Genomic DNA, 26,346 nt, shown 5'->3' on the forward strand with positions numbered 1-26,346 from the left:
TCAATTGGTCTTGATCAAGGAATAGACCGCTTTTCGGTGTTCGTTTTTCTGTAAAAGGGAGGTGTTGACCTTTATGATGGTTTCCAGCACGCTGTCCATTCTGTCCAAGATCGACCGTAAGGCAGAAAGTCTATCGGCCGATTCGATGATCTCGCCCGTGGAGGCGATATGCGATCCTTGTGAGACCAAAGACGTAACCTGCACGAGGGCATCGGCCAACGCTTCGGTCGCCCTTTCCTTTTCCACCTTTTCCAGATTGGCGAACGAACGCAGGTTTTTCTGCGTGCCCTTATAGGCTTCCACAATTTTGTCCTTCAGGTCATAGAGTTCGGTCATTTCGGGACTTCCCATGACATAGCTGGCAGGAGTCCTTTTTGCCGTAAGGTCTTGGCTAAGGATTTTGGAGGCACTGGAATTGGCGGTAACGTTCCGTTCCATTTGTGCCAAAAGCTTGCCCATGGTCGAGTTCAAGGTGACCAGTTGCGAATTCAGCGTGGCCACATTTTGATTGAGGATGACCAGTTGGGCGTTGGCCGCTACATCGGTCACCGGAATCTGGGCGGCCCCGAAATAAGGGAGTAGCCCGATTAAAATTCTTAGGCATACAAGTTTTGGTTTTAAGTACTTCATCGTTTTCTATTTTTAGGGTTAATGTCGCTGCCGCTCAAATTCCCAAAACCGGATTCCGCCAGTTCGTTCTGCAGCTGTTTGTAGGCGTTGGCCGTTCTTTGCCAAACACGACCGTGTTTTTCGTGGAGACGGTTGATCTTTGCTTTTTCGTTGGGGTTGGTCTCGAACAGGCATTTGGTCGGCAACGAGGTCTCCAATCCGAACACCTTGACGCGGTCCTTCCAACAAATGGCCATTTCCCTTAGCTTTCGGCCCATGGGCAAATCTTTGTTGATGGAAAGGATCAGTTGCTTCTGTTTCTCGTTCAGGCCCAATAACCGTTGGATCTCCCCAAAGGAATTGCCGAATTCGCCGAGGTCCAGCAACACTTTGATATGGCTGTTGACCACGATGGTATTGCCGATGTACTTGGATTTGACAAAGTCGCTTACCTTCTGTGAGATAAAAATGGGTTGGCCCCCATATTTCCGGGCCATTCTGGACTTGGCGTCAAAATAATTGGCCATAATCGGATTGTCGAACAGGTTCCACGCCTCGTCAACGACCAATATTTTGTTTAGGGAAAGTTTTTTGGGATCCTTCAGTTTTTTGTCGAACACATCGATCATCAGGAACGCCAGGATCGGAAAGAGCTGCTCGTTTTCGATCAGGTTTTCAAGTTTGAAGTATACCAACCTTTCACGACCCAATTGGGCTATCCTTTTGTCCCTGCTGTTCAACAGGTATGCCCTGGGGCCATCTTGGGCATATTTGCCCAAGAGCAGTAAAAACAGATTGGGGTCGAAGACTTCCTTTCGTATGCCCTTGGAATCCATAAGCCGCTCCAAATGCCTTTCCGAATACCCATAAAAAGAATTGAAGGAGTTATCGGGATTATCCTTAAGGAACTGGTCCCTATAATATCCCTGTACCAACAATTCGATAATGGTCTGGATTACGGCACTGTCATGACCGTCGTCCGTTGTAGTATCCTTTCGCCCCAATAGAAGATAAACCAATGCGATAAGCTGGGTCAGCTTGTGCTCGGTAAGCATCTTTTGGCCGTCCTTTTCTACCATATCCCCTGAATCCAGCATAAAGGGGTTGAACGTAAAGGGCTTTTGGTCGTCGTTCTCTATGACGACGCCGTCCAGATGGTCCAGCAACTTGTCATAGGAATTCCCGTTCTCAAGAATGAGGATTTCCGCTCCCTCGCGATATTCGGAGAACAGATAGGCATTGGCATAAAAGGTCTTTCCGCCACCGGATCCCGAGGCGATGAGCATGCCCCGGTTAAAGATCCAGTCCTTTGCCTCGGGATCACGGTAGAGACTTACCAATAAAGGTTTACCCGTGGCCCTATCGACCATGCGTAGGCCGTGGGGGCCGTGCATCCTGTTTCGATAGCCCCCTTCAAAATACCAAAGGCTGGCCGCCATCTCCGAGGAAAAGGGACTGAAGAGTTCCATGCTCAGTCCGATGCCGTTGCCAAGGATACCCCCGAAAAAGAGGTTTTTTCGGTCCACGTTATTTTCCGTGGCATGGATGCCCAACTTCCGAAAAGCCGACCGGACGGAATTGCACATCGACCTAAAGGACTTTTTGGAATTGGAAAGGCCCAATACGTTCAAGTGATAATAGACCAGTTCCTTATGCTCGTTCAGGATATGCTGCTGGAAATCATAGATTTGGTCCCGGTAGGTGCTGTTCTTGTCCCCCTTGCGGTTTCGGGCATATTTGTCCAGACGTTTCGCCTTCGACCTAAGTTTGGCCATGGCCTTCTCCTTTTCGGGGATATAGATATATTGGTTGATAATATGCTCCTGCGGAATCCGAAAACCCAAGGAAAACAGGTTCCCTATAGGGAACAGGTTGTCCCCGGCACTATATTTTCCAAAATACTCATGAAAGGCCATATCCTCCTTGGAGAACTGGTCCAGATTTTCCAAAGTGAAGTATTGCCCTTGTTTGTCGCCGACCCGCAGCCCGTGTTCGGAAAAGTCGATATCCCTGCCCGTACCTTCCCCGTAGCCCGCTTCCAGATAACAATCGTAATAGCCCGCTCGACCGAAAAGTCCCTCGGAATCAAGGATTTTCGAGGTCATCAGACCCGAATCGTTGATAAGATCGTTGACGGCACCGACCCTGGCCTCGAAATCCGCCATTGTGTCCCCATCGAGGTATTCTTCGGGAACATAGCTTTGGCCATAGAACCGTCGCTCCTTTTTTAAGAAGGAATTGGCCCCGATAGGCGTGCGCCCGATATAGTTTTTCGGCACTTTATGGATGGCCAGATAGCACCGGTGCTCCAAAAAAGGCCTGTCCTTGAAATAGAGCTCGTCCTCGGTCTCGAAAAAATCCCGTTCCAACCGTTGTCGGTCCATTGAATAGGTTTCCCCGAAGAAGAGGTCCTGTTTGTGCAAAAGACAGTTCTCGCCCAGGATTTCCATGATACCCGAGACCATCCGGTTCAGGTTCAGATAGTCCTTACTATCCAAAGTGTAGATCTCGGGAAGTTCCAATTGCAGCGGAATGCTCAGGCAACCTCGTTCCTTTGATACCAAGATCGGTGCCTCATAACCATAAATGGGAAAGGCATCCATAAGATTCAATCTTTTTTCCATAGCACCAACATTTTTTTGTTGACATGGCCCTTAATGGTATCCGGCCCCTTTCTGTCCGCTTGGGACTTGATAAAGCCATTTTCCCCGTACGCCTTTGAATAGAAAAGCATGAGTGCGATATAGAGGGCCGCGGTACAGAAGGAAAGCAAAAGGCTAAGAAAGGTCGGGATGACCGTACTGAGGAACAGTCCAACCATCAGGGACAGGAACGAGCCCTTAAAGGCTTGATCCACATATTTGGCGCGAAGCCCAAGGAAGGAAACGTCCTTTTGCAGGGCCTTTGGAATTTTGACCATCTTGTTTTCCATGATCAGTTGGCCAAGTTTTCCCCGATCTCGATAAGGCCGTAGAAAATGACCAGCCCAACAATGGCGTTGCCCACTTTACGGGCCATGTCCTGGTTCTGTTCCCTGATGATGAGAAAGGCCAGTGCCGCGATGGCCAGAAGTACGCCTGCGGCAATCTTGATGATGCGGAAAATACTGTTCCCTATCTGTGCCGTACCCTGTTCCGCTTCGTTGACCTGATCGACCAGTTCATCGATCTGGGCAAAGCCGGCCGAATGGAAAGCAACAATAAGGAGTAGGGTCAGGAAGACGTTAATCGGAGTCGTCCACCTCCGGTTCCGGAGGGGACTCGGAATTTTTGATAATCTTGAATTTTTCATGTTCTGGAATTAAGGATTCATTCTGAACATCTTTATCGGACGCATTGAAAATATCCAACAGCTCGGAGCTGGTTTCATTCTCATCGACACGGTTGAGTAACTGGTCCATATCTTTATCCTTTGAAGATGTATTTTTTACAAATATATGTGATTTTTGCATATATGAATCATTTTCCTGAACATTTTTTTTGTTTTTGGATTTTTTAAGTATGACAAAGACCCATAGGTACCACAACAGGCACAGGATACCGATGACGGCATAGACGATATGTTCCCACTGCCAATTCAAATCTTGTCGATAATTCGTTGAAGTTCCCGAATGTTTTCTTGGTGGTAAAGCTCCAAGGCCTTTCGCATGATATCGTTGCGCGAGACCTTTTTTTCCAACTTGTAGCTGCATGCGCTGGCCAGTCGCTCATAGTCCTCGAAACAGGTCTTGCTCAATCTAAAGATAAATTGCTCCTTTTTGTCGGTATAATTGTCTTGCTCCAGCAACGTCTCGAAATCCATTACCTTCTTTTGTTCCCTACGGCTTAACTTTGCCAAGGGAAATGTACGTCCCGTGGCCCCATGGGTGTTACCATCTTTAACGTAATCATCGTTTCTTTCGTTTTTCCGGACCGTACTTTTTCCAACTTTTCCGACCGTGCCGTGCCGTTGTTCCCTGAGTCCCTCGACGGCTGACTTGGTATCCGTATTCTCTAGAATGGCCGATTCCAGCAAGTCCTTAACGTTTACTTTTTTGCCCATTTTTAATTTTTTGAAATTTTCATAACCTCTTCCATAAATCGTTTTAGCCCCAGTTCCCCGTTCTCTTTTGTTGCGGGAATAGGAATTAGGGTATTCCGGTATCGCTCCCTGTATACGGTCCGTTCCATGACGACCTGTTCCATCATCGGCATTCCCGCTTTTGCCAGGGTTTTTCTTACCGCATCGAACTTATTGACCTTGACCAGCTCGTAGCGGTTGAAGAACAGGTTGACGGAACGCAGTACCCGATTTTCGTTCCATAGATAGTTCTTCTGCAGTGTTTTGTAGAACACCGCCGTACTGTCGATTTCCAGTTCGTCAAGGAAAAAGGGAATGAAGATATGTTCGACATACAGCAGCCCCCTTACCATTTCCTCGTTAAGGTTTCCGGGGAAATCGACGATGATAAAATCCACGGTACCATAATATTTTTTAATCAACGGTTCCAAGGTCTGGACCGTTGCCCGCTCCACGGGAAATATCGGCATTTCGGTCGAACCTACCTGTCCAAGATCTCGGTTCCTCTTTTTGTACACAGAGTACTGGGGATTGTCCATGTCGATCAATACTACTTTCTTCCCGTACAGGTGGAAAAGGTTGGTGGCCAAGATGATATTCAGGGTCGTCTTGCCACAACCGCCCTTTTCCCCTGTACATGAAATTATTTTTGTTTCCATAAATATACTTTTTAAAACCATAGTATCATATGGCCATATGATACTATGAACATTTGAAACTATATCCCTATATAGCATTGAATATCCATTGCATTATAGGTTGCTATATAGCAATGATTGTATAATGCCATGGACATTGCTATACAGCAATTGAACAAAGCACAGGTAGATTGTTGCGGACAATAATGGGGATATTGAACCTAAATCTTTTTAACGGCAAGAAATTACTTCGAATGCAAAATTTACAAGGACGATTTGAAATCCTTCATGGCCTCTGAAACCCGTTCCTCCAGCTCAAGGTATTTCTCGCGAAGTCCTTCTTGGTAGACCATATTTTCCCCGAGATTACGCTTTTGCACGAACTCGTTATCGGGTAACAAAATCCAAATGGGATTATAGCCCAAACTGTAAAAATAGAGGATGATCTTGATGGAATTGACCATTGAGGAACCGCGCTCCACATTGGCCAAAGTTGTACGGTCCATGTTCAGGTAATCGCTTAGGTTGGTCATCGAAAACTGACTGAACCTTTTGTCCTCGACATCGTCCAATTCCACCAGTTCAAGACGTATTTCCTTTAAGCGTTCCCCGATATACCCCAGATCCTTGGAGTCCAGATTGATGATCGATTCAATGTCCATTATTCAAAATTTTCTATGGGATACGAGGAAAATTCCTCATCAAAATTATACTCCGTCTCTTCCTGCAAAGCTGCCAAACTTTGGGACAGGGACTCATCAAGTTCCTTCCCGAAATCGTCCATGAACTTTTCTACGGCCGCCTCGGAGTTGTCGATTGATCTTGCAATTTCACCATTTATTTTCTTTTCGTCAAATATGGCGCTCTCAAGCTCTTTTCCCGTAACTGCCTTATATTCCTCTTTCACCAGGCTGTCCACTTCATTGATAATCTTGTCAAATTCGGCTTGGGCCACACGGTCCATTTCCGTACGCACCAAAAATTCCTCCACAATATGGGCCAATAACCTTTGCCAATCGGCACCCCTTGCACCCGTATTCAGCAGTTCCAGAATATCCTCCCTAAAATCGAACAGGCGAAGCTCCTTGACCACATCCTTAAAAATTCGGCGTTTGGTACCATTGGTAAATGCATTTTTGGCCGTTTCTTCCAGACGCGTACCATAAAATTCGATGTACCCGATTTCCTTGGTAAACAGGCCCGAGACGTTCTTCGGTAAATCCAGCTCCTCTATGAGCTTCATCTGCGCTTGGAACAGTTCCCCGAAATTCTCCGGCTTGAAATCGTTGACAACGGGCAACTTGTGCTTCATGGCCCTTCGCTTGCCTTCGATGTCGGGGAGCAACTGGCCATAACATTTCTTTTCCTTGATCTGATGTTCGAAGGTGTCGGCCACCAATCCTGCGAAATGCCCAGTGGACATGGACGCGATCTTGCTTCTGGGCAAGAGTTCCATCATCTGTGTGCTCAGGTTGGTACTGACATCGGAGCTGCTCGTGTTCTTTGAGACCTTTTCTTGATGGATCTTTCCGAAAAGCTCGCTCAACCGTTTGGCCGTCTCGCCTTTGGCCGCGCCACAGATAAGGTTCGCACAGTTGTCATAGATGACATCGGCCAGTTCCCGGCCGTAATCCAGGATAAGCTGTCCGACGCTCTGAAGCCCCAAAATGGTAGCGATCTTGTTTTCCCTCCCGGTATCGATTATGGTCCGCAACAACATGATGAACAGGGTGGGTACCTCGTCGATAAGCAATGCCATGTGCCGCTTGCCCGGTTTGTTCACCCGTTTGAGGATGGTGTTCATGTACAGGCCCAAGGGTGCGGAATAGACTTCCTTCCGTTCGGGATTGTTCTGTAGCGACACGATTTTGGGATATCGGGGATCGTTCACCTCCAGACTGAAGTCATTGCCGGACATCACATAGAAGATTTCCTTGGTCGCAATGCTGGAAAGGCTTATCTGGACCGTACTGGTCTGGCCCGACAGTTGTTCCATGGCCTCCTTTTCCAAAGCGTCCCGAAAGGGGACCAATATCTGGCGTACTTCCACGTCCTCGGTCATGATCTCCATCAAAATGTCGATTTTTACCGTGGTCAAAATGGCCAAATGCCCGGGGGTACAGAGATACTTGCCCGTTTCTTCCGATTTTTTCTTGAGGTACCAGATACAGCCCCCTGTATAACTGATGGCACTGCGCGAAAAATAGTCCTGCCGTTTTATCCATTCGGGATTCAGGTTTTTCATAAGGGTCGTGGCCGTATCGATGGCATCGGATTGGTTGACCAGGCCATAGGGATCCATGGGGTTGTTCCGGTGGGTCATCCGGAGGTCGTCAAAACAGATCCGGTACAGTTTAGGAAAGGGCATTTTGGAATCGCTACCTTGCCTTTTTAAGGCTTCCTGTAAATAGCCATAAGCTTTACGGGTCAGCGTATCGAACTTAAAATCGTAGATGACCATGGCGAATTTCTTGTCGATGAACTGGGCCATGATTTCCTCGATAACGGAAAAGGACTTGCCGCTCCCTGGAGTGCCGATGACCAGCAATGCCCTGAAAAGATTGACAAAATTGATCCATCCTTTTCGTTGTTTTCCATGATGGGAATAGGTGTATGGGATATTGGCGGAATAGGGCGTATCGATTCGGTTGCCTGTCTGCTCGAAGGTTTCCTTCGTATCGTTAAAAGGGTCATTTTTAGCCGGGTTCATAAAGTCCAAGAACTGGAATAACCGCATCCCGTAGGTCATCAATCCCAAGTAGGCCAAGGAAAGAAGTACCATAGCGGCCCACATCCCCAATACGAAAATACCATGGCACCACCAAGAAACGAACAACAGGGCCAAGGACACGAGAAAGCCTGCAACATTTTTTTGACGATCCAACTCCTCCTTTTTAACCGGACGGTATATCATAATTCCGCCCATCAGAAGGCCCAACAGGAGCAGTCGGGCGACCAAGCCTTGGGATGGCAGTCCGGAACGAATCAGAAACGAGTACATACTGTCCAAGAATCCGTGATGCCCGTAGTGGTAAACATAAAGGGCATATTGTTCCCCGAATAGAATAATGGCAAAGTGGAAGGCGGAAAGGTACATGCCCATATAGCCCTTGTTCTTATCGTGCATATCCTTTTCTTTTTGGCGGTTTCCCTGGTCTTTTCACGGCGGTATTCAGCATAGGTTCACTGGCGGACAACCGGACTTTTTTTTTATTGAGATCAGTTCCTCGTTCCAATCCTTCGTGGTGGGGGATTTGTCCATTTTTAGCATGCCCTGCGCGAAGCATTGTGAAAGTGCCCCGACCGCCAGACTCCAATAGGTTCTGGAATGTTGGGGAAGAAGAACAATTTTTTCCAGATCCAGTTCCCAGAGCACCTTGTCGCGATAGCAGATGGGCTTTTGTAGGCCGTAGGGCATTCCGTAGGGGGGGCTGGAAATCTGTGCATTGATGTAGTCGGTATCCCGTTCCATGGCAACGACGGATTTGGAGAGATAGTTCAATTTCAAGCGCATCACGGGGCGTTTCCAATCCGTTTCGATAAACACCCCCTTTGACTTTCGATTGATCCAATGGCCCAGGACAATGAGGTCGTAGCGCATCCCTTCGATATCTTGGTCGAAGGCCAAATGAAGGGGGAGCGTATTGGATGGATCTACCTTATGATTCCATTGGAGAAACTGTTCCAGTTTCCGCCCGTCGATATGGCCCGACATGGAGATATAGAATGTTTTTGGGCGACCGTGTAGTTCATGGTAGGCCATGGCATCGAAACCGCTCTCCACACAGACTATTTTTTCCGCGTTGATGTTTGGATTTGAAACGAAAAGGTATTGATAACGCCCGTTGAGGAACAAGCGGAACTTTTTCACCTTTCCGTCCTTGCTGTCCCGATAGGGCCTATTGTAAAGGGTATAGTTCTTGATCTTGCCGTCCACATCGAACTTGGGAAGGGCGATATTGGCGATACGGCCGTTGCTGTCACTGATATGGAAGGCATTAAAAATCCTGCCCTTGAAGGCTTCGGATTTGAGCGTGTTTATGGAGAGCCCGCGAACTTCCGCTAAATAGTTCGGTCGGGTCAGGGGGCCGATACGATAACGCTCTTCCAGTCCAACGTACCTTTTATTCTTTTGCTGCAGCTTGACCGAGGGCGGTTCCGGGTAATCCCGTTGGATAATGTCCAGTCCCTGTTTTATGGCCTCGTAAAAATTGGGGGAGCGATTATGCAGATATTTGAAAAATCGTCCCTTGTCCAAAGAGTCGTTGCGGTTGAAATAGGTCACGGGGTTCCTTCTTGTCTGTAGGACGATGCGTTCCGCCTCCTTTCGGTATTCCTGTGAGCCCGAACTTTTCTTGAGCAGTTGGTAGCCCTGTGCGATCAGATATCCGGAAAAATCTACTTCGCTATCGATCTGGGCGATCAGCCGTTTGTAGTGCCCGGGATTTTCGGAATAGTTCTTCATCTCTATAGAATTCACTAAGCAATTGATATGTATTAATTTATGGTAGTTGGTATTGCCATAATTTGATTAAGTGTCTACCCGCCTGGCCACCTACGGACGGGTTATGGGCTTTCCTATGAACATGGGATTTGTTGGCCGCATTCCATATGGATATGCGAATGCGGGAGGCCTTGTTTTTGTGTATGGTTTGATGAAAAGTAGGCCGTCCATTACGGACGGCCCATAGAGGGGTCAACCGGTCAAACCTTTATACCCCGGCTCCGCGACTTTTTTTTTTCATCGGGATTTACCTCAAGCTTTTTGGCTTTTTCCAAATCGATATTTTTGGTGATAAAAGTTTCCCTACGCGGGGAATAGGACACCAAATAGGGTTTGGTTCCGTGGACCTTGCTCTTGATCTCCATTTCGAGTTCTTGGCCCCTGTTGAGCGCGTCGGCCTGTTTTACAGTCAACTTTGCCCCATAAAAATAGGTGTTCGGGGAAAGAGCCGCTTTGGTACGGATGTCCCGTACCTTGGGTTCGTAATAGGCCAGCTTTTGGAACACTTCCCCATCGTTGGTGCTTCCCTGAAAGAGGACGAATTCCTTTTTGTGCGCCATCCGATCGTATTCATCGGCACTGAAACTATGGTTATAGGCCCATGCCTTGTCCAGCGTTACCATTTCATTTCTCCGGTACTGGACATCCAATCTGGAACCTAGGTTCCTGTCATAGACCATCTGCACCATCTTGGCACTTTCCTTAAGCTCTCCCTCCGAGATATAGGTGGACTCGTGGAAGTGTTCCTTCCCCTCGGTCAGATTGTTGCGTACGCTTTGGGAAAGTTTTTCATAACTGATGTACTGTCCCTCCAATTGTTCCCTTACATCCCCATAGGCGAATTTCTGCTCTTTGGATTTAATGGGTTCAAAGTACTTCTCGTTTTTCGGAAGTTTGAACGACTGTCCGTCATTGGTCATTACGGATACCTTTCCGTCTTTTTCTCCGACCACGGTCGCCCGTTGCCATCGTTGGTTCACTTTTACGAAAACCTGCTCTGCTTGTTTTTCCATTTTTCAAGTTTTAAATTAAGGATTAATAAACAATTGTTAACTTTGTAATTCTGGATATGACATTTCCATTTTTCATGTCCGGAATTAAGGATTGAAGGGGGCGGGAGCGCCCCCTTTATTTATACGGCCATCTTAAAGGCCTTTAACATTCCAGTTCCACTGTAGACCCCGTTCGCTGCGAACTCCAACGTCCAATTGGCATGTACGGGTTTAACGATCTCTATGGTCCTGTCCATATAGTTTCGGTAATAACTCCAGAGAAAATAGCGAAGTGCGTTGACCTCAAAGGGAATACGGCACGATACCCATTGCTTTTCCCTGGTGAGCACGATACTCTTCCGGTTCAGAAGGGATTGGTCAGGAACCTTATTGTATTTGATATATTCCTTTGTCAGGCTACCGTTGTATTTTATTACCTCATTGTGCAGCTTTGCCAATGGCTTCTGCCCTTCGGGGTCGAACCGGATTGCCAAGTGGTCTTGGGCCACCCGGAATAAAAAGCGCGAATCGTTGATATAGGAAATAAGCATCAGATCATGGATATAGCCCTCGATTTTGGAGGAACCGGTAAAACTGAGTACCATTTTTTTCAGTTTGGTACGCTTTAAAATCTGCACCAGTAATTTTGAGGTCTCGTAATTGATGTCGGAGAGCGTGAGATAGACCACATCCTCCAATTGGAACCTTCGATGAAAGGCCATGGCTTCCATGGGGTTGCGGAGTACCACCAAATGCTTGATGGTATCGGGCACCTTACTGAACCAAACGGATTTGGAAATATCGCTTTCCGCTATCAGGGAAAGCTTCCCATCCTTGTCCATGGCATATCCCGTGACGGTATTGGCCAGGTTTCGATAGGGGAAATACAATCGGCCTTCCGGATTTTCGTAGATGCGATCTTGGAAAATGTCGGAACCTATGCCCGCTATGCTTTTCGGCCTTAAAGTAAGCTCCTCGGCAAACAATTCAAAATGGTTGAAACCGATGTCAACCAGTTCAAGAGAATTTTTGGAAGCGTTATTTAGAAGGAATTCCGGTTTTTTTTCAAGTTGCACATAGAAATCCTCGATTTTGGTCCATAGACCCGTTCTTGCTTCCGCATCCGTTCGGGAAAGCCGTTCCAATATAAAGTCAAAGGAGGTACCTTTTGTTTGGGGTTCGCTTGGCCTGTAATAGCGATATCCAAGGTCGGTCTTGATAACGATATAATGCTCCTTTCCCATGTTGTAGCCTATAAACGTATTCGTCTTACGCTGGAGGACAAATCCAAAATAATCTAGTAAGACCGGTAAATCCAGCGTTGCATCAAATTTTCTCCAGGTGTTGTTCATATTTGTAAAAATTGCATATATTTGTAATAATCACTACAAATATAAGTAAAATTTGCAATTGACAAAATTTTGTGCAACAACCTTTACAAATAAACTATGATCCATGAGCGTTGGGAGGAACATTAAAAAATCAGTAGTCGGTTGGATAAGGGGATGTGCCCGAAAGGTGGGCGACGTGACCAATTCGAGGGACAACGGTCATTTTACCCCACAGAACAGTAGTTACTGGATTTTTGTCGGGGTGTTCTTTCTTTGCATCACCGCCAATCGATTTTTTTACGATAACCCTCAAAAGCCGGAAGACCTTGGAATCCTAACAAGGCAAATAAGCCGACCCGTGACCGAGGCATCAAGGGAAGACCTGATCTATCAACGGCTCAATGACCTATTGCGCGATTTGGAAAATTTCGAACAAATGGACCGATTGAAACCATTTTTGCCCTTGCGCCCGGAAATCTTGGACAGCCTACCTTCGGCGGTTCCCCTGTTCCGGGAACACTATGTGCTGTCAAGTTCCTATGGTAACCGTCACCATCCCATCCATCAGGTTACAAAAAAACACTTCGGCATCGATCTGGCGGCCGAGAAGGGTACACCGATCTATTGTACCGCTGCCGGCAGGGTGGCCCATATCGAAAATGATCCCAATGGTCATGGTCTTCACATCATCATTTCACATGCCTATGGTTTCAGTAGCCTGTACGGGCATATGGAATCCGTGGCGGTCGAACTCGGGGAAGTACTCGATGCCCATGATTTTATTGGAACCGTTGGGAATACGGGGATTTCCACTGGACCCCATTTGCACTACGAGGTCATCAAGGACGGAAAGAGGGTAAATCCCGCATCTTCCTTCAATATAAAGTATGAGGCGTATTCCAATTTAAAAATCGATTGAACCGATAGCCATGAAATCGTATCTCACTATTCGCAATTCCATTAAACTCTTCCACAGGATCAAAAATTTTGTGTCCCAATTTTTGGACCCCGACTTCAGTGCATTTAAAAAATTTGAATTTAAGGCCGTTCCGACCGATCAATTGAACGACCTCAGAAAGTTGCGATATGTCCGTGATCTCAAATTGGCCGAATCGGGTTTTATCAATACGGCATTGAAAGAGCAGTTGGCCCTTTTAAAAAGTAAAGACCAGCTGTTCCAAAAAGACCGGAATATTACCCCTATAGGTCGCATATCCATCCATGAAAACGAAAATAAGTTGATGAAACTGTTATTGGGGTATCATAGGGTAGAGAATAGGACTTATATATCCTTTACCCATGTGAACAATTGTCCGGTCTGGCGCAACTATTCCATTTCGCTATTAAAGGAAAGGGTTCAACACCTGTATCCTTCCAGATCCGATCATTTGTTTATGAAGCACAGGTATTTCCAAAGGGATGTCGACCATTTGGATATGCAGACCAAAAACAGGCTGCTCCACCTTTTCAACGATACTTTAAGTAATATTTACTCATACAATCGGCATCTACAAAATGGCATCCAAACTCTAGGGCCGCCTGGCGATAAACTACCCAAATTTTCCAAAACGTTGCCTATTCAGGTCGAACAAGGTTTGGAGGGACTTTTCGTTCCAGCAACCCTAGGAAAAAACGTTGTCGTACTGGTGCCCTATCTAAAAGTCGCCAATGAAAAAAATCGCCTATATCTCTCGGTAGGCGAATTCCGCACATTACTTGGACAAAAATCAATAACCTTTTTGGCCGAGACCAAATACGGCGTTTCCCTAGGCATTCATGGGAACAGATTATTCCTAAAGGCTACGGACAGTGTGGAAGGTATCGATGTTTTAAAGCAATGGACATTGCTGGATGATTTTTTGGAATCCAAAAACGTCCCGAAACGGTTAAAGTACGAGGTCGTCAAAAACCTTATTGAGAAGAAGGACTATCTCATAGATGTGGACAAGATTCCCTTGCGGCAGACCAACGATACCCTACTGCTAAAAAAGCATTACGGTTCGGGCAAAACCTATTTTGCGTTGACTAAAAACGGCAAGAAACCAGAACTCAAGGAATATAGGCCCATTGCCAATCTAAAAAGCAAACATCCCGAATACTACCGTGGCTACAGGGAATATATGAACCGTACCAATCCCTTGGAACCATTGGGGACTAAAGAAAAAAGAAGAATTAAATTTTCCATTTGACACCATGCTTTTTGAGATAACGATTTTGGACACAACTGGACGCCCCTTACTACGGGATGCTTTCCTTATGGACAGTATTACCACGTTGTTGGATTTTACATCAGAAATATTACAACCATGGAGCGAAAGTGCTGAGCAGCAGGCCTATGAACTATTCATCCACTCCGAAAAGGGGCGACACGTTTTCTATCACTTCGATTCACTTGAAGGCGTGATGCTGTTCAAGAACGCCTTGTACGAACACCTTATCGAATTGAACGAAACTCTGCGTCCAAATATTGAAAACGCGAAAGATTTTACACTGTCAAACAAACCTTAAAAAATACAATCTATGACACAGGCAGAACTATTGCTTACCTCGGAAACCCAAAAATTCCGGGCCGAACATCCGGAAACGATCAAGGACTGGGAGCGTCAGCTTGCCAATGGGGAATGTGGTCCCGACCTTCATTTTTGTTTTTACGCGTTGGAGGCTTATCCGAACCTGACCGCCCGTTTGGATGCTGCGGAATACCGTTTTGATTTTGCCATCAATGCCTATATCCTGCACGCCAAATTACAGGGACAGTTTCTTGAGGACGGCCACATTGGGCCCCTTGCGCTGGAGCATGCCAATGAAGCCCTGTCGGATATCTATCGGGCCTTGAACGAAAAACACGCCGAGGGCAGGGCGGCCATCCTGAAATCGCTTCAATAGTCCGGGATGAAACAGGAACATTTGGCCCAGATCGTTGCCTTGATAAAGGCATCGAATCCCAAGAACTATTATATCAACAATTCCGGACTTGCCAAGTTGGGGGAGCTGTTGTTCTATCCCGCCTCCGGAAATGAAGAGCAAGGGAAACAGTTATTGCGGACGATTGAACAGGCTTTTCCAGAAACCTTTAAGGAAATTCTGGATTCGTTGCGGCGGTACCATCTGACCAGTTACTACACGCCCAAGACCATCATCGAATTTAAGATCGGTCTTCTAAAGAAAAATGGGTTTGAACCCAAGACCATACTGGAACCCTCGGCTGGCAATGGGGCCTATGTACAGGAATTAAAAAAGGTGTTCCCCGAAGCCCATATCACAGCTTTGGAACCTGATATCCTATCCTTTGAGATCCTTAAGGCCAATAACCAAAAAGACGACCGTGTAACCGTACTGAACACCACTTTTGAGGATTTTTTTCTGGATCAGGTGGAAAAGGCCCGTTTCGATTTGGTCATGACCAATATCCCATTTGGCGACATTCCCATCACCAAGGCGTATCGACACGATTACCTGACGGAAGGCCCGCTCAAAAACGTGGGCAATTATTTTAATTTTTATGCCCCTAAGATGGTACGCTATGGTGGGATCATGGCTTTGGTTACCTCTTCCGCCTTTGCCGAGCGAAGTGCCTACAATGGTTTTAGGGAGTCTATATTATTGGAGAACGACTTGCTCCTGGCCAACCGTTTCAACACGGACTTGTTCACCAACGAGGGCACCAAGGTCGTATCCGATCTATTGGTGTACCGTAGGACTTCCAACAAAAAAACGCTATCCACCGACGAAATGGATTTTGCGGAAACCGAAGCCGTTGAACTGGAAGGTCAATCCTTTCTGACCAATCGTTTTTTCAAGAACAATCCGGGAAATGTTCACGGTACGCCCAAGCTCGGCTTTTTCCACAACAGGCCAAGCATTATTGTTGAACCTAACGAAATATCCCTGTCGAATTTTCTGGAAGGACAATCCGATGGTTTCAAGTTCGAGGTCGGTCCGGCACCTTTAGATATACCGAAAAAACCGGAACCCTTGCCAAAGGAGGCCATAGCCGAGGAACAAACGGCAGCACCACCAACGCCTCCTATCGTCGATACGGTTTTACCTCCGATTGCCTTGCACGATAAAGAAGCCAAACAATACTCCCGGTTGTTTTTTGGTACCTACAATTTTAACAAGAAGGGCGAAGTTTTGTTTTACACCGACCCACAGAGCACAAGAAAGGTACCCCATAAAATCAGAGAATTGGTGGCGGACTATGCCCGTATGCGGAACGAGCTCGTACTGCTCAACCTCAATATCGAAAAAAGGGAACTTCCAGAGCAAGAAGTTGCCAGACGCTTCCAGGACTTGGACTACCAATTGGACACCTTCCATTTTAAGTGGGGATTCCTAAAGGGGCATCTCATATTTCTGAAGGACGACCATTATTTCGAGCAGGTCCGCCAACAGTTTGAGAAAAAGGAGGATGGAAAGGGTTATGGCAAAAATCCGTCGTTCACCCTGGAACGATTTCTAAAGGCTCCCCGCGCCAAAACCAAACCCGATGAAACCGCTTCTGCTGAAATTGGCACAGATACATCCGACTCAAAGGAACCCAGATTCGAGAATCCCGAACAAATGGCGCGCTACCAATTTGACCATAACGGACAGATCGATATAGCAGCCATCACAAGAGCCTTTAAGACCAACGAAAAGGAACTGTTGCTGAACGGGCTGGAAACCCGCTCCCTTTTTCTAGAGCCCGATAGGGAATCCGAAACGGGCTATGCAGTGGTGCCCTATTTCCTATTTTCGAGTGGCTATATCCAGGATAAGATCGAGTATGTCGGGAACCATCCTCCACCATTTGAAATCGAAACGGAAAAAATGGAACGGGCATTGACGGAACTGCTTCCCGCAAAGTTGGACCTGAACGATATCGAGTTCAATTTCGAAAGCCATTTTATTCCTATTTCCGCAAAGGAGTCCTTTTTGGAGGAACTCATAGGCGAGAAGGTACAGATCAATATGGCGCAGTTCAACTCCACCTTGACCTTGATGTTCCCAAGGGACTTTAACCAAGAGGCCCACGAACGATTCAGTGTGGTGCTCCGCCATGAGGTCAAGGCGAACTATAAACGGATATTGCAACATTTTGCGGAAAATAGGTATCCGGTCATTTTCACTTCGTACAAGGACCGATCGGGAAAGACCATCAGGAAACTGGACAAGGATGCCACCTTGATGGCCCAAAACCTTTACGAGGAACTGCAGCTCCATTTCAAATCCTTTATCGAGGGGCGGCAAGAGTTGAAGGCCACCATTGAGAACAACTATTATCAGGCCTTTTTGGCCGATGTCAATATCACCGTGCCCAAGGGATGGCTCACCTTTCCCGATACCTTGGTCTACCCGCCCTATCAACACCAGATCGATTCCACCCTCTTCGGGCTTACCAAAGGGAGTGCCCTGAACGATCATCAGGTCGGCAAGGGCAAGACCCTCTCCATGGCGATGCTGGCCCATAAACTGAAACAACATGGGAAGAGCAAAAGAACTTTGCTATTGACCTTAAAAAGCGTAGCCCCCCAGATCGAGGCCGAGATCAGGGCCAATTTTCCCCAACTGAACATCCTCCGATTAAGTTCGAAGAACATGGCCAAGGGCAAAAGGGCCAAGACCTTGAAAACGATTAAAAACCACAGGGCCATTGACCTGATCATCGCCGAGCACGGCCATTTAAAGCAGATTCCCAAATCAAGACATTTCGTCCTGCATATCCTCGGGGAAAAAATCGATATGATCGAACAGGACTTACAAACGGCAAGGGAATACGGAAATATCAAGGAATCCAAGAAACTGATTAAGGGCCTTATCAAAAGAAAGGAACATTTGGAGGATAAGTTGCAGGCGACCTTAAAAAAATTGGAGGAACGGTCCGGGGAATCGGAGACAACACTGACCGATCTGGGCATCGAGGCCCTGATGATCGACGAGGCCCATTATTTCAAGAACATCGGCTTCACGACCCGGCACCAGAACGTATCCGGCCTCAACAACCATTCGGACAGTCAAAGGAACCTGGACCTCGAAATCAGCATAAAATCCATCCACCACAGGATGGGTCCCGACAAAAACATCTTTTTTTATAGCGGCACCCCTCTAAAAAACTCGGTTACCGAACTGTATGCCTACCAGCGCTATCTTACCCCTGCGGCACTGAAGCGCAAGAACATCTTCAATTTCGATGCCTGGGCCTCGATTTTCCTGAAGCAGAGCGTAAGCATCGAACCGAACATTTTCGGGGATCCGAGGATGCATGCGCGATTTCGATACTATACCAATCTGCCCGAATTGAGCAAGATGTACAACTCCTTTACCCATATCTGTAGGGACAAACATTTCAAGACCCATGACCTTGAAGTGGACAGGGAATTTATCATTTTAGAGTCGACACCGGCCTATGAAGAACTCAAACAGGCCTCGCTCAGGTTTACAAAGGATCGCAACCAAAATGCCCTGTTCAAGGTTCCCATTTACAACGCAGACCAAATGAAGTCCGCACACATAACGGCACTTAATATCAACCGGTCCCTTTTGATCGACCCTTTGGCAAAGGACAATCTCGCCATCGATTTTTCGGAACTCGACCAGTTCAAACTCCAGCGTCTATGCCGGGATGTCGCCGGGCTTTATAAAAAAACAGCGGAGCACAAAGGGGTGTGCTTGGTGTTCTCCGACCTGAACGTTTGGAAACCTGGACAATACAACTCCTATGAAACGGTCCGCGAAATCCTTCGGGAAGACTATGGCATTCCAGCCCATGAAATTGCCTTGGCCCAAGAGGAAAAGGCGAAGAACAAAACGGATTTCATGCAAGAAAAGATACGAAATGGAGAGATTAGGGTGGCACTCGGTAGTACACAGGTATTGGGTACGGGCACGAATATCCAAAAACGGGTCGTAGGCATCTTCCATATGGACATTCCCTATTCCCCAGATGCCTTCGACCAACGTGCCGGACGGGGCCTGCGCAAGGGAAATGAAGTGGCCCAAATCTATGGCAATACGGTGGTGGAGCGATTTTACGGCATCAAGGATTCCACGGACATCTTTTCCTATTCGTTGAATACCCATAAAGAAAGATTTCGGGAACAGATCAGGGAGGCCGATCCGAACAAGCGCATTTATGACGACCTCGTTCCCGATGACAAGAGCCTGTCCTATGAACAGATGCAGGCCGCGTTGATTGGGGATATGGACCAGTTTCAACTCGTCAAGCTTTCGGATGACCTAAAGTTTCTACAATCGCAAAAGCGGTTGCACGAGCTCAACAAGGCCAATTCCTTCAAAGCCATCGAGCGCATCGAAAAGGAAAACAAACATATTGTTTCCCAAGTGGCCGATTTGGAGAGGGCGCAAAATACGATCAGCCAGCTGAACCTGCCCATGGATGAAATCGAACCCGAGGACATGGGCCAGTTGCAAAGAAGTTTGCTAGGTCTCGTTTCGGGTTCCGAACTCGAATCGAGTGTCCATAACATAAGGGAACCCAAAACATTTTTCAAAGGATTGGGCCTGGCGATGGTCGAACGGTCGAATTTGAACCTGAACATACAAAAGCACAAGCAAGTTGCCCGCTTGCAAACCCTGAACGCCAATTTGGTCTTTCAAGCGGAATATGTTCCCTCAAACAACAATTATCTCTATTGCTATCGGCTGGAGTTCAGGAATTTCCATATCGTTGGCAGAAAACAGCAGCGGTTCGACCCGGAAAAAGTCGCCCTTCAACTTTTCAAACTATGTCAAAAGATACAGCGGGAAATCAGATCCAAAAAATTCGATCTGGACTATAACCTACGTTCGATGGAAACCCATAGAAAGAAAACGGCCATTGGCTTCCCTCGGGAAAAGACGGCCAAAATGCAGGTATTAAGACAGGATATCAAAGACCTCAAACGAAAAAGGGCGGTGAAGGTCTGATCCTGCGCAAAACCTAATATTGCAAATCCAATATCTCGCCGACAATAAATGAGCGGCTATTTTAGAAGTTGCAACTAGCGACTATATTAGAGTACTGAGGTTGAAGTTGAACCGAAATTAATCTGAATTGGGTTGGTTGGTGGTAAGACCAACACTTTTTTCTATTTTCCTTTCAGTGTAATTTTTTTCAGCATATCAATTCAGTTTCGTTTCGTCCGTTGGCATTAGATATAATATTTAAATGCTAAAGGCGGTGTTTTTATGTCAGTACTCGCAGTAAGTATTTCTCCAATCTTGTCCGCAAATCTTAACGTTACAGGTTCACCATCTGCAAAAATGCAGGCATTATAATTCAATTTAGTTAAAGATAAAATATCCTTTAAAACTTGTTTTATATCTGCTTCTCCTTTATTTATTTCTATAAATAAAGGATTAGGAACCTCCATTGATAATGCAGTTTGTATTTTAGGAACATAGCCCACAGTCCATAGAAAGGCACTTCTCTCGTTAACTACATATGCATTTCCTCTTAAAATTGTATAATCTCCCTCAGTTTTGTATAATTTGAGTGGTTTTGTTTTTGAAATGGTTACTCCGACAAGATTAGTTTCTTTTGGTGTCACTTCTAAAAATGCATCCCATTCTTGATGATTAAACCTTGTTTTTGCGTGAATGAATACCTCTTTAGGATATTCTCCAATCTGTTCTTTATAGGATTGTAAGGATTGACTTAACAGAGCCTTCGCTTCTTTAGGTTCTAAATGATACTGTCCATTTTTAGGATTGTACCAAGGTCCAACTTCTCCTTTAAAAACCGTACCATCTCCATTATCTAAAAACATTTGAGCTGCACAACAAGCATTTCTTGGGTTTTTACTTTTTTCAACTTTTTTATAAACTAAACCAAGATAGCATACTCCATTTCGGACATCAGATAATTTCCAAGGTTTACCTCCAGCTTTGTAAAACGCAGCTGTTGAAATTGTCCAAGCCAAATGCCCTTCAATTTTAGAAAAATCTCTAATTGGCAGACCAAATGCATTTTTGAAATCGCGCCAAGCCAACGTACTTTCTCTAAAAATTTGTGTTGGTATGGTGTGTTTTAATAATCTTGCCTTAAATTGGTCGTGAAACTGTGCGTCATAATTATAAGTTTCAGCCTCTTTTTCTTGTTCTTTTAATTCTATGTTGATATCTGGGAATAGTGATGGTTCATACCTGAAAGATTTTGCTTTTGATTTAGACATTAGTGCCTTAGTCTGAACCATTTCTTTGGGAAGTACTGAATTTGGTCTGCAATATTTATAAATTTCATCTGGAACAATGACGAACCATACATCGACATTTTCATCTTCATTTTTATTAGCAGAAATGATCTTGTCTATAAAAAGGGAAACTAAGTCGTAAGTTCGCTTATGCGTACTGCTATTGTAAAGAAATTTACCAATATCTTCATTTGTAACTTCTTTAAATGTGATTCCTGTGGATTCCCATTTACAATCGAAAACAGCTTCAAAACCGGGAAACATCGGTCTAGTAATACTGTTACTATTATAGATTGGTTTTTGTATGTGGTCTAAATAATCTCTAAATATTTTCAGTCCTTGTTTAGTACCAATAACGCCACTCTTAATGCCATAAAGATTATTTAATGGACCAAATAAGGCAAGTCCATCTCTGGCGTCAGTACATTTTTGACCGTGTGCAAATAGTATTTTTGGTTCTTCGATGTATATAAGTTCTTTCATTCAGCTTCTAAATTTTCAATCAACTCTTCCAGCTCCTCGATATCTTCGCCTTGGTTAAAGCCCGATAATTCAGCTTCTTCTTCAAGAGTATTTTTTTCAGGAATATTATAGCTTACGTTACCTTTAAATTTTACTGGTTCATTGGATACAAAAACTTTCTCTTCACTACCCATTTCTAAATAAAAGGAAGTGTCATCGTCGGATAAATATTTAATAAATGCCAATAGTTTGGTTCTCCAAGTATTATTCCACCAGTTTTTACCTTGTCTTCTTCTTGATGAATGTTGAACGCTTGAAGAGTCAATCAATTTTTTTCCGTCTGCCGTAAAAAATATGTGTGATGAAATCATTAATACAGGAAAGGGATAAAGTTTTGAAGCTCCAGAAATTGCGAAATGCCAATTTTTATCTTTTTGCTTTCCGACTAACATGGTTTTCTCAAATTTGTCTTTTTCTAACTTACCTTTTTCGAGCCAATATGCGGTTTTATTAGACATTTCATATTCTTGAACTTCTTTATCTTTCATCCTTAATTCAAATGCTTTATTAAGAAGTTGTACTATTAGCCTTTTACATTCTGCATTTCTAATAAAATTAGAATCATAACTTCCTGATAAAATTTCCTCTGTTGGTATCCTAATTGTTTTGCTCTTATGATATGTTTCTGTTTTAGGTAAATGATATGTAAAGTCGTAGGCCCAAGCGAACGTACAGAGATAATTTTTGTAACGAACAGCAGGAAACGTCAGTTCTCTTACGTCAAATCTTTTAGGAAGCATCCAATTGTATTCGTGAAATCTTAACTCTTCAGGAAAGGACAATATCGAAAGCCAATTTGAGTCATAAATTTCTTCTTTTTCAATTACACTTTTATCGTGCAGAAAAATTTGTTGATAAAGTAAATTACTTTTTGAAGCGTCAGCAACTTCTTTTGGAACTTTTTGTTTTTCGAACGCTTCTAATATATCTTTCAAACCTCTTGCCCAAGACATTTTAAAATCGATAGCGTTAAGCCTAACAATATCAATATTAATATCATCGTAAGATAGTTGTTCATCAATTGCTAATGGAATAATGAACTTATCATCTTTCAGTTGCTTTTTTACTTTTGCTGCAACTGCTAATTCTTTAAGAACACCTTCGCGTTGATTTGAATAAGATGATGAAACAAGTAAAAATTTACAGGTATCTTCTCTTATAACTTTTTCGATATTGCTCCAGAAATCAACCCCTTTATCTAAAAAAAGAATGTCACACCAAACTTCGTATCCTAATCCAATTAGTTTTAACGCTAACCATCTAGTAAAATCATTGTCATCGGGTGTTGCGTGACTTATAAATATTTTATTTCTCATTCGCTAAATTGTCGTTTGCAGTAACTTCTTGGTTTACTATTAGTTAAAACTTTAAACTTTTTTGTTTTAAGTTAGCTTGACGTAAATAATTAACTTTTTTTTCTGCTACTTGAAGAACATCAAGTGAGCAACTACTTTCGTAAATTTTTTTTGCAATCACTTGACTAAGAAATTCAATCCTTAATTCATCTAAGTTTAAATTAAATACAGAGGCTAAAAGGTTTAATCGTTTTTCATCAAAATCCCTTTTTCCATTCTCTATTTTACTCAAATTTGCTGAATCTAATTCGAGTTTTGCACCTAACTGAGTTAACGTAAATCCCTTATCGGTTCTTAGTTGTCTGATGTATTCTCCAAAATGTTTCTTCATTTGACTTGAATATTTTGACTTGTCAGTTGATGACAAAATTAGTGAAGTATATTGATTAGTTAAAAAACCTTTCTTGATTGTTTGAAAATACCATAAGTAAGGAAAGAAGCAGTTCTTTTGTTTTTTAGCGTTGGATTGTGTCTGTCGGCAAAAAAACGAATGTGCTGCCTATGCTTTAAGTCATTGAATCTAGAAGCACGATTTACACAATATGTAGAAAAGTTTCGGCTATGCGCAGTGCGGAATCTCAAGACTCTTTCCTTTCCGTTCAGCACTTAGTTTATTAAATGTTCTCGGTTTCATGTTAGCAGTTCCGCCAGCATTACGCATGGCCATCGATGTCCCTCGTACTTTTATTTCGTTTCTTCAATTTCTTCCTCGTACATAAAATCCAAGAAAAGCAGTTCCGCCATTGACCTTTCGTCCTCAAATTTTAAGTCCCATCTCTTTTCCATAAATTCTAATAGCTTTATGCTTCTTTCCAAAATTGTGTCTGCGTTCCAATCAGGATAATTTGAAACTTCTATCTCTGAATGTGAACCGTCTGAATAACCTTGTCTGATTTTGTCTTTTCTATCATTGTATTTTGGGTTTTTCTTGTTAACAAAACAGTCATTTTGCAAGCTAGAATTGATGCTTTGAGACAAGGGGAGAAGATTTCCTAATGTGCCTTGAAAATAATGTCGTTCTTGTTTTTTGTATTCTCTAAAACTTTCTTTCCAACACTTCTTGTCAGGAGTTTGAGGGTAAATGTGCTCGATTGATATTTTATCCTTTTCTCCTTTTACAAACAGTTTCCAATCTATCTTTTGGCTACCTCTTTGTCGTACTTTTTCCATTTCATACTCATAGAGGAAATATCTTAAGCCGTTCCAATTGTAGAAACCACCGCCACTTTTAAACTTCTTCTCAATGAATTTTTGAAAGTATGTATAGTCAAAATAGGTTTCTTCTGATTCTTGGGGCGTGTAGAAACAGTAGTTCATTCGTTCATTCAATCTTTCAATTATCGTATCAATCGAGAGTTCATTATTCCTTAATTGTCTTGCTGCTCGATAGAATTCACTATTTCTATAAGTTGAAAAAGCTCTACTGAGTCGGAAGGTTACGAATATGAAACGTTCAATTGCTTGAAAAAGTCCAACTCTATCAACAGTTTCCATCTTTGACAAGTAAGAAACTGTGACTAATGGACGAAAATAAATGATTCCAATACGATTCAAACGGTCAATCCAAAGTCGTTCTATCTCTGGTAGGTCAGGATTATTTACTGGATGATTTGTGTTGTACCAATGAACTGCTGCGGATTTAAGACTATTTACATAGTCCTCAATTTCTTTCGGTGTAAGTTTAGAGCGAAGAACGGTTTTTTCTTCTCCATTTCCGTTTGTTTCAACTTCTTCTTGGTCAGTTTCTTCATTCTCTTTGATTTCCTCAAATTCTTGTATGGAACTTACTTTTACTTCTGTTTTTGCGTAGATATTTTGAGGAGTAAATTTTTGTTCAAGAAGAAAACGAATGTAATCGTCTCCTTTTTCCCTTGAGTATTGGAAATACATGATCCAATGAGCTACAAGAAAATCGTCATCATTTAAGGGATATTTCTTATTTCTGCCTAACTGATAATATACCTCTTTCCAAGCGTCATTGATTTTTTCTCTAAGTGAAGTTCGTTCGTCTGGTTTCAGTTCATCCTCTTCATATAGTGTTGTGAGGTATATTAGTCTGTTTTTTAGTAGTTCTAGGTTGGAAAGCTTTTTCCCTCGATTGTTCATTGTTTCAAAAGCGACAAAAACATCAAAGTCATCACTAATTTCATAGACGTTAAACATTAGGTTTTGCGTCAGCTTTTTAAAGAGTGATTCAATTTCGGACAGACCATACTCATTATAGAATTCGGCCAGATTCTCTTTGAAAAACTTCTTAGAATTTTCAAGGTTTAGTGTGTAAAAGGTTTCCTGAATACTTCCGCTGTTACGTTCAAGAAAAATCCTATGCTTTAGGAATTTGAAACTTGGATTGTCTGTTTCGTATCCAAATTTGTATGTCTTGATAATAAATTGTGGTGGTTTCTCAATTACAAGGTATGATTCTTTGATAGCTTTCAAGCTGAAAGAACCTAAATAAATATCATCTTCCTTATTCTCTGAATTTGAAGGTAGTTCTTTCAGCAATTCAGAAATAACTTGAATAAAAATCACAAAGGTTGTCAGCCTTTGTTGTCCATCAACGATGTGAAATGGTTTATAGCCTCTATCTTCAATCAGCCATTTTTCGTCATTCCAAGAAGACCAAGTTTGTCTATTCAATTTTTTCAAAGATAGAAGTCCTGTATAGTGAAATCTGTCATGTGGCAGGTTTACCACATCTTCCCAAAAGTCTTTTAATTGTCTTGTAGTCCAAGCGTATCCACGTTGGTAGTCCGGGATTTTGAAAATCCTGTTTTTAAATATGTTCTGTAATGATTCTAATTCTTGCATTTAGTTTCTTTTGTATGAGGCACAACAAGAATATATCATCAATCATTGAATATAAACGCAGTATACCTACAATAAAAGTATTGAATTAATGCGATAATTCTCCCAGACATAAAAACCAATTAATTGAGTTGAAGAAGATAACAGTAAGTGTTCCAGAAAACGGCGAATTTTACGGGACTGTTTAAACGTAATGCTATTGCTTCTGTCAAGGTGTCCCAACCCTGGTCTTTTTTAGTATTCTCGTTAATTGACCTTTTATAGGACATTTTAATAGATAAATACATTATCACTTCCTCGATCTCCAGAAAGCTATCGCCAATTATTTCCATAAAAATTTAATAGGCGCTCAAAG

Annotated in this window: 21 protein-coding genes; 5 read left to right on the forward strand and 16 right to left on the reverse strand. The window is 43.6% G+C overall.

Annotated elements, in window-relative coordinates; translation table 11 throughout:
- From LX92_RS08890 to LX92_RS08945, 12 genes are all read right to left on the reverse strand, one after another.
- Positions 1-630, reverse strand: a complete 630-nt coding sequence (locus tag LX92_RS08890; RefSeq protein ID WP_109649938.1) for a hypothetical protein — start codon at positions 628-630, stop codon at positions 1-3.
- Positions 627-3,233 carry a TraG family conjugative transposon ATPase gene (locus LX92_RS08895; protein WP_109649939.1) on the reverse strand — a complete coding sequence of 869 codons (2,607 nt, stop codon included), beginning with the start codon at positions 3,231-3,233 and terminating at the stop codon, positions 627-629. The genes LX92_RS08890 and LX92_RS08895 overlap by 4 nt, the downstream gene beginning before the upstream one ends.
- Positions 3,218-3,541 (reverse strand): DUF4133 domain-containing protein, encoded by a 324-nt coding sequence (locus LX92_RS08900; RefSeq protein WP_109649940.1) that lies wholly within the window; start codon positions 3,539-3,541, stop codon positions 3,218-3,220. The genes LX92_RS08895 and LX92_RS08900 overlap by 16 nt, the downstream gene beginning before the upstream one ends.
- 2 nt (positions 3,542-3,543) lie before the next feature.
- Entirely contained in the window at positions 3,544-3,900 is a 357-nt protein-coding gene (locus LX92_RS08905) for a hypothetical protein (RefSeq protein ID WP_109649941.1), read from the reverse strand.
- Positions 3,833-4,060, reverse strand: coding sequence for a hypothetical protein (locus tag LX92_RS22420; protein ID WP_162987837.1), 228 nt, complete (start codon positions 4,058-4,060; stop codon positions 3,833-3,835). The genes LX92_RS08905 and LX92_RS22420 overlap by 68 nt, the downstream gene beginning before the upstream one ends.
- A gap of 125 nt (positions 4,061-4,185) precedes the next feature.
- Positions 4,186-4,650, reverse strand: a complete 465-nt coding sequence (locus LX92_RS08915) for a hypothetical protein (RefSeq protein WP_109649943.1) — start codon at positions 4,648-4,650, stop codon at positions 4,186-4,188.
- Between the two features lie 2 nt (positions 4,651-4,652).
- Entirely contained in the window at positions 4,653-5,327 is a 675-nt protein-coding gene (locus tag LX92_RS08920) for a ParA family protein (RefSeq protein WP_165357353.1), read from the reverse strand.
- Between the two features lie 242 nt (positions 5,328-5,569).
- Entirely contained in the window at positions 5,570-5,968 is a 399-nt protein-coding gene (locus LX92_RS08925) for a hypothetical protein (protein ID WP_109649945.1), read from the reverse strand.
- Positions 5,968-8,433, reverse strand: a complete 2,466-nt coding sequence (locus LX92_RS08930; RefSeq protein ID WP_109649946.1) for a type IV secretory system conjugative DNA transfer family protein — start codon at positions 8,431-8,433, stop codon at positions 5,968-5,970. The genes LX92_RS08925 and LX92_RS08930 overlap by 1 nt, the downstream gene beginning before the upstream one ends.
- A 45-nt stretch (positions 8,434-8,478) precedes the next feature.
- Complete coding sequence (locus tag LX92_RS08935; RefSeq protein ID WP_109649947.1) at positions 8,479-9,771, reverse strand: toprim domain-containing protein; 1,293 nt, start codon at positions 9,769-9,771, stop codon at positions 8,479-8,481.
- 239 nt (positions 9,772-10,010) lie between these two features.
- The gene (locus tag LX92_RS08940) at positions 10,011-10,823 is read right to left on the reverse strand and encodes a hypothetical protein (protein WP_109649948.1); all 813 of its coding nucleotides are present in this window, start codon (positions 10,821-10,823) and stop codon (positions 10,011-10,013) included.
- Positions 10,824-10,942: 119 nt separating this feature from the next.
- Positions 10,943-12,154 carry a hypothetical protein gene (locus tag LX92_RS08945; RefSeq protein WP_109649949.1) on the reverse strand — a complete coding sequence of 404 codons (1,212 nt, stop codon included), beginning with the start codon at positions 12,152-12,154 and terminating at the stop codon, positions 10,943-10,945.
- A 103-nt stretch (positions 12,155-12,257) separates the two neighbouring features.
- On the opposite strand from LX92_RS08945, the gene LX92_RS08950 reads away from it, so the two are divergent.
- Genes LX92_RS08950 through LX92_RS08970 form a run of 5 tightly spaced genes read left to right on the forward strand, consistent with a single transcriptional unit; the run spans position 12,258 to position 20,041 of the window.
- Positions 12,258-13,052, forward strand: coding sequence for a M23 family metallopeptidase (locus LX92_RS08950; protein ID WP_109649950.1), 795 nt, complete (start codon positions 12,258-12,260; stop codon positions 13,050-13,052).
- A gap of 10 nt (positions 13,053-13,062) precedes the next feature.
- On the forward strand, positions 13,063-14,322 hold the full coding sequence (locus LX92_RS08955; RefSeq protein ID WP_109649951.1) for a hypothetical protein: 1,260 nt from the start codon (positions 13,063-13,065) through the stop codon (positions 14,320-14,322).
- A gap of 4 nt (positions 14,323-14,326) precedes the next feature.
- On the forward strand, positions 14,327-14,641 hold the full coding sequence (locus LX92_RS08960) for a hypothetical protein (protein ID WP_109649952.1): 315 nt from the start codon (positions 14,327-14,329) through the stop codon (positions 14,639-14,641).
- Between the two features lie 12 nt (positions 14,642-14,653).
- Positions 14,654-15,019: a hypothetical protein gene (locus tag LX92_RS08965; RefSeq protein ID WP_109649953.1), complete on the forward strand. Its 366-nt coding sequence runs from the start codon at positions 14,654-14,656 to the stop codon at positions 15,017-15,019.
- Positions 15,020-15,025: 6 nt separating this feature from the next.
- Positions 15,026-20,041 carry a helicase-related protein gene (locus LX92_RS08970; RefSeq protein ID WP_109649954.1) on the forward strand — a complete coding sequence of 1,672 codons (5,016 nt, stop codon included), beginning with the start codon at positions 15,026-15,028 and terminating at the stop codon, positions 20,039-20,041.
- A gap of 224 nt (positions 20,042-20,265) precedes the next feature.
- Here the strand turns inward: LX92_RS08970 and LX92_RS08975 are convergent, their stop codons facing one another.
- The 4 genes from LX92_RS08975 to LX92_RS08990 all read right to left on the reverse strand — a co-directional run bounded on the left by LX92_RS08975 (position 20,266) and on the right by LX92_RS08990 (position 25,994).
- Positions 20,266-21,789: an argonaute/piwi family protein gene (locus LX92_RS08975; RefSeq protein ID WP_109649955.1), complete on the reverse strand. Its 1,524-nt coding sequence runs from the start codon at positions 21,787-21,789 to the stop codon at positions 20,266-20,268.
- A complete protein-coding gene (locus LX92_RS08980; RefSeq protein WP_109649956.1) occupies positions 21,786-23,144 on the reverse strand; it encodes a toll/interleukin-1 receptor domain-containing protein in 1,359 nt (452 codons plus the stop codon). The genes LX92_RS08975 and LX92_RS08980 overlap by 4 nt, the downstream gene beginning before the upstream one ends.
- Positions 23,145-23,187: 43 nt before the next feature.
- The gene (locus LX92_RS08985; RefSeq protein ID WP_109649957.1) at positions 23,188-23,514 is read right to left on the reverse strand and encodes a helix-turn-helix domain-containing protein; all 327 of its coding nucleotides are present in this window, start codon (positions 23,512-23,514) and stop codon (positions 23,188-23,190) included.
- Between the two features lie 353 nt (positions 23,515-23,867).
- Positions 23,868-25,994 (reverse strand): DUF262 domain-containing protein, encoded by a 2,127-nt coding sequence (locus LX92_RS08990; protein WP_109649958.1) that lies wholly within the window; start codon positions 25,992-25,994, stop codon positions 23,868-23,870.
- Between the last annotated feature and the right edge of the window lie 352 nt (positions 25,995-26,346).

The organism is Maribacter polysiphoniae (assembly GCF_003148665.1).
Lineage (GTDB): Bacteria > Bacteroidota > Bacteroidia > Flavobacteriales > Flavobacteriaceae > Maribacter_A > Maribacter_A polysiphoniae.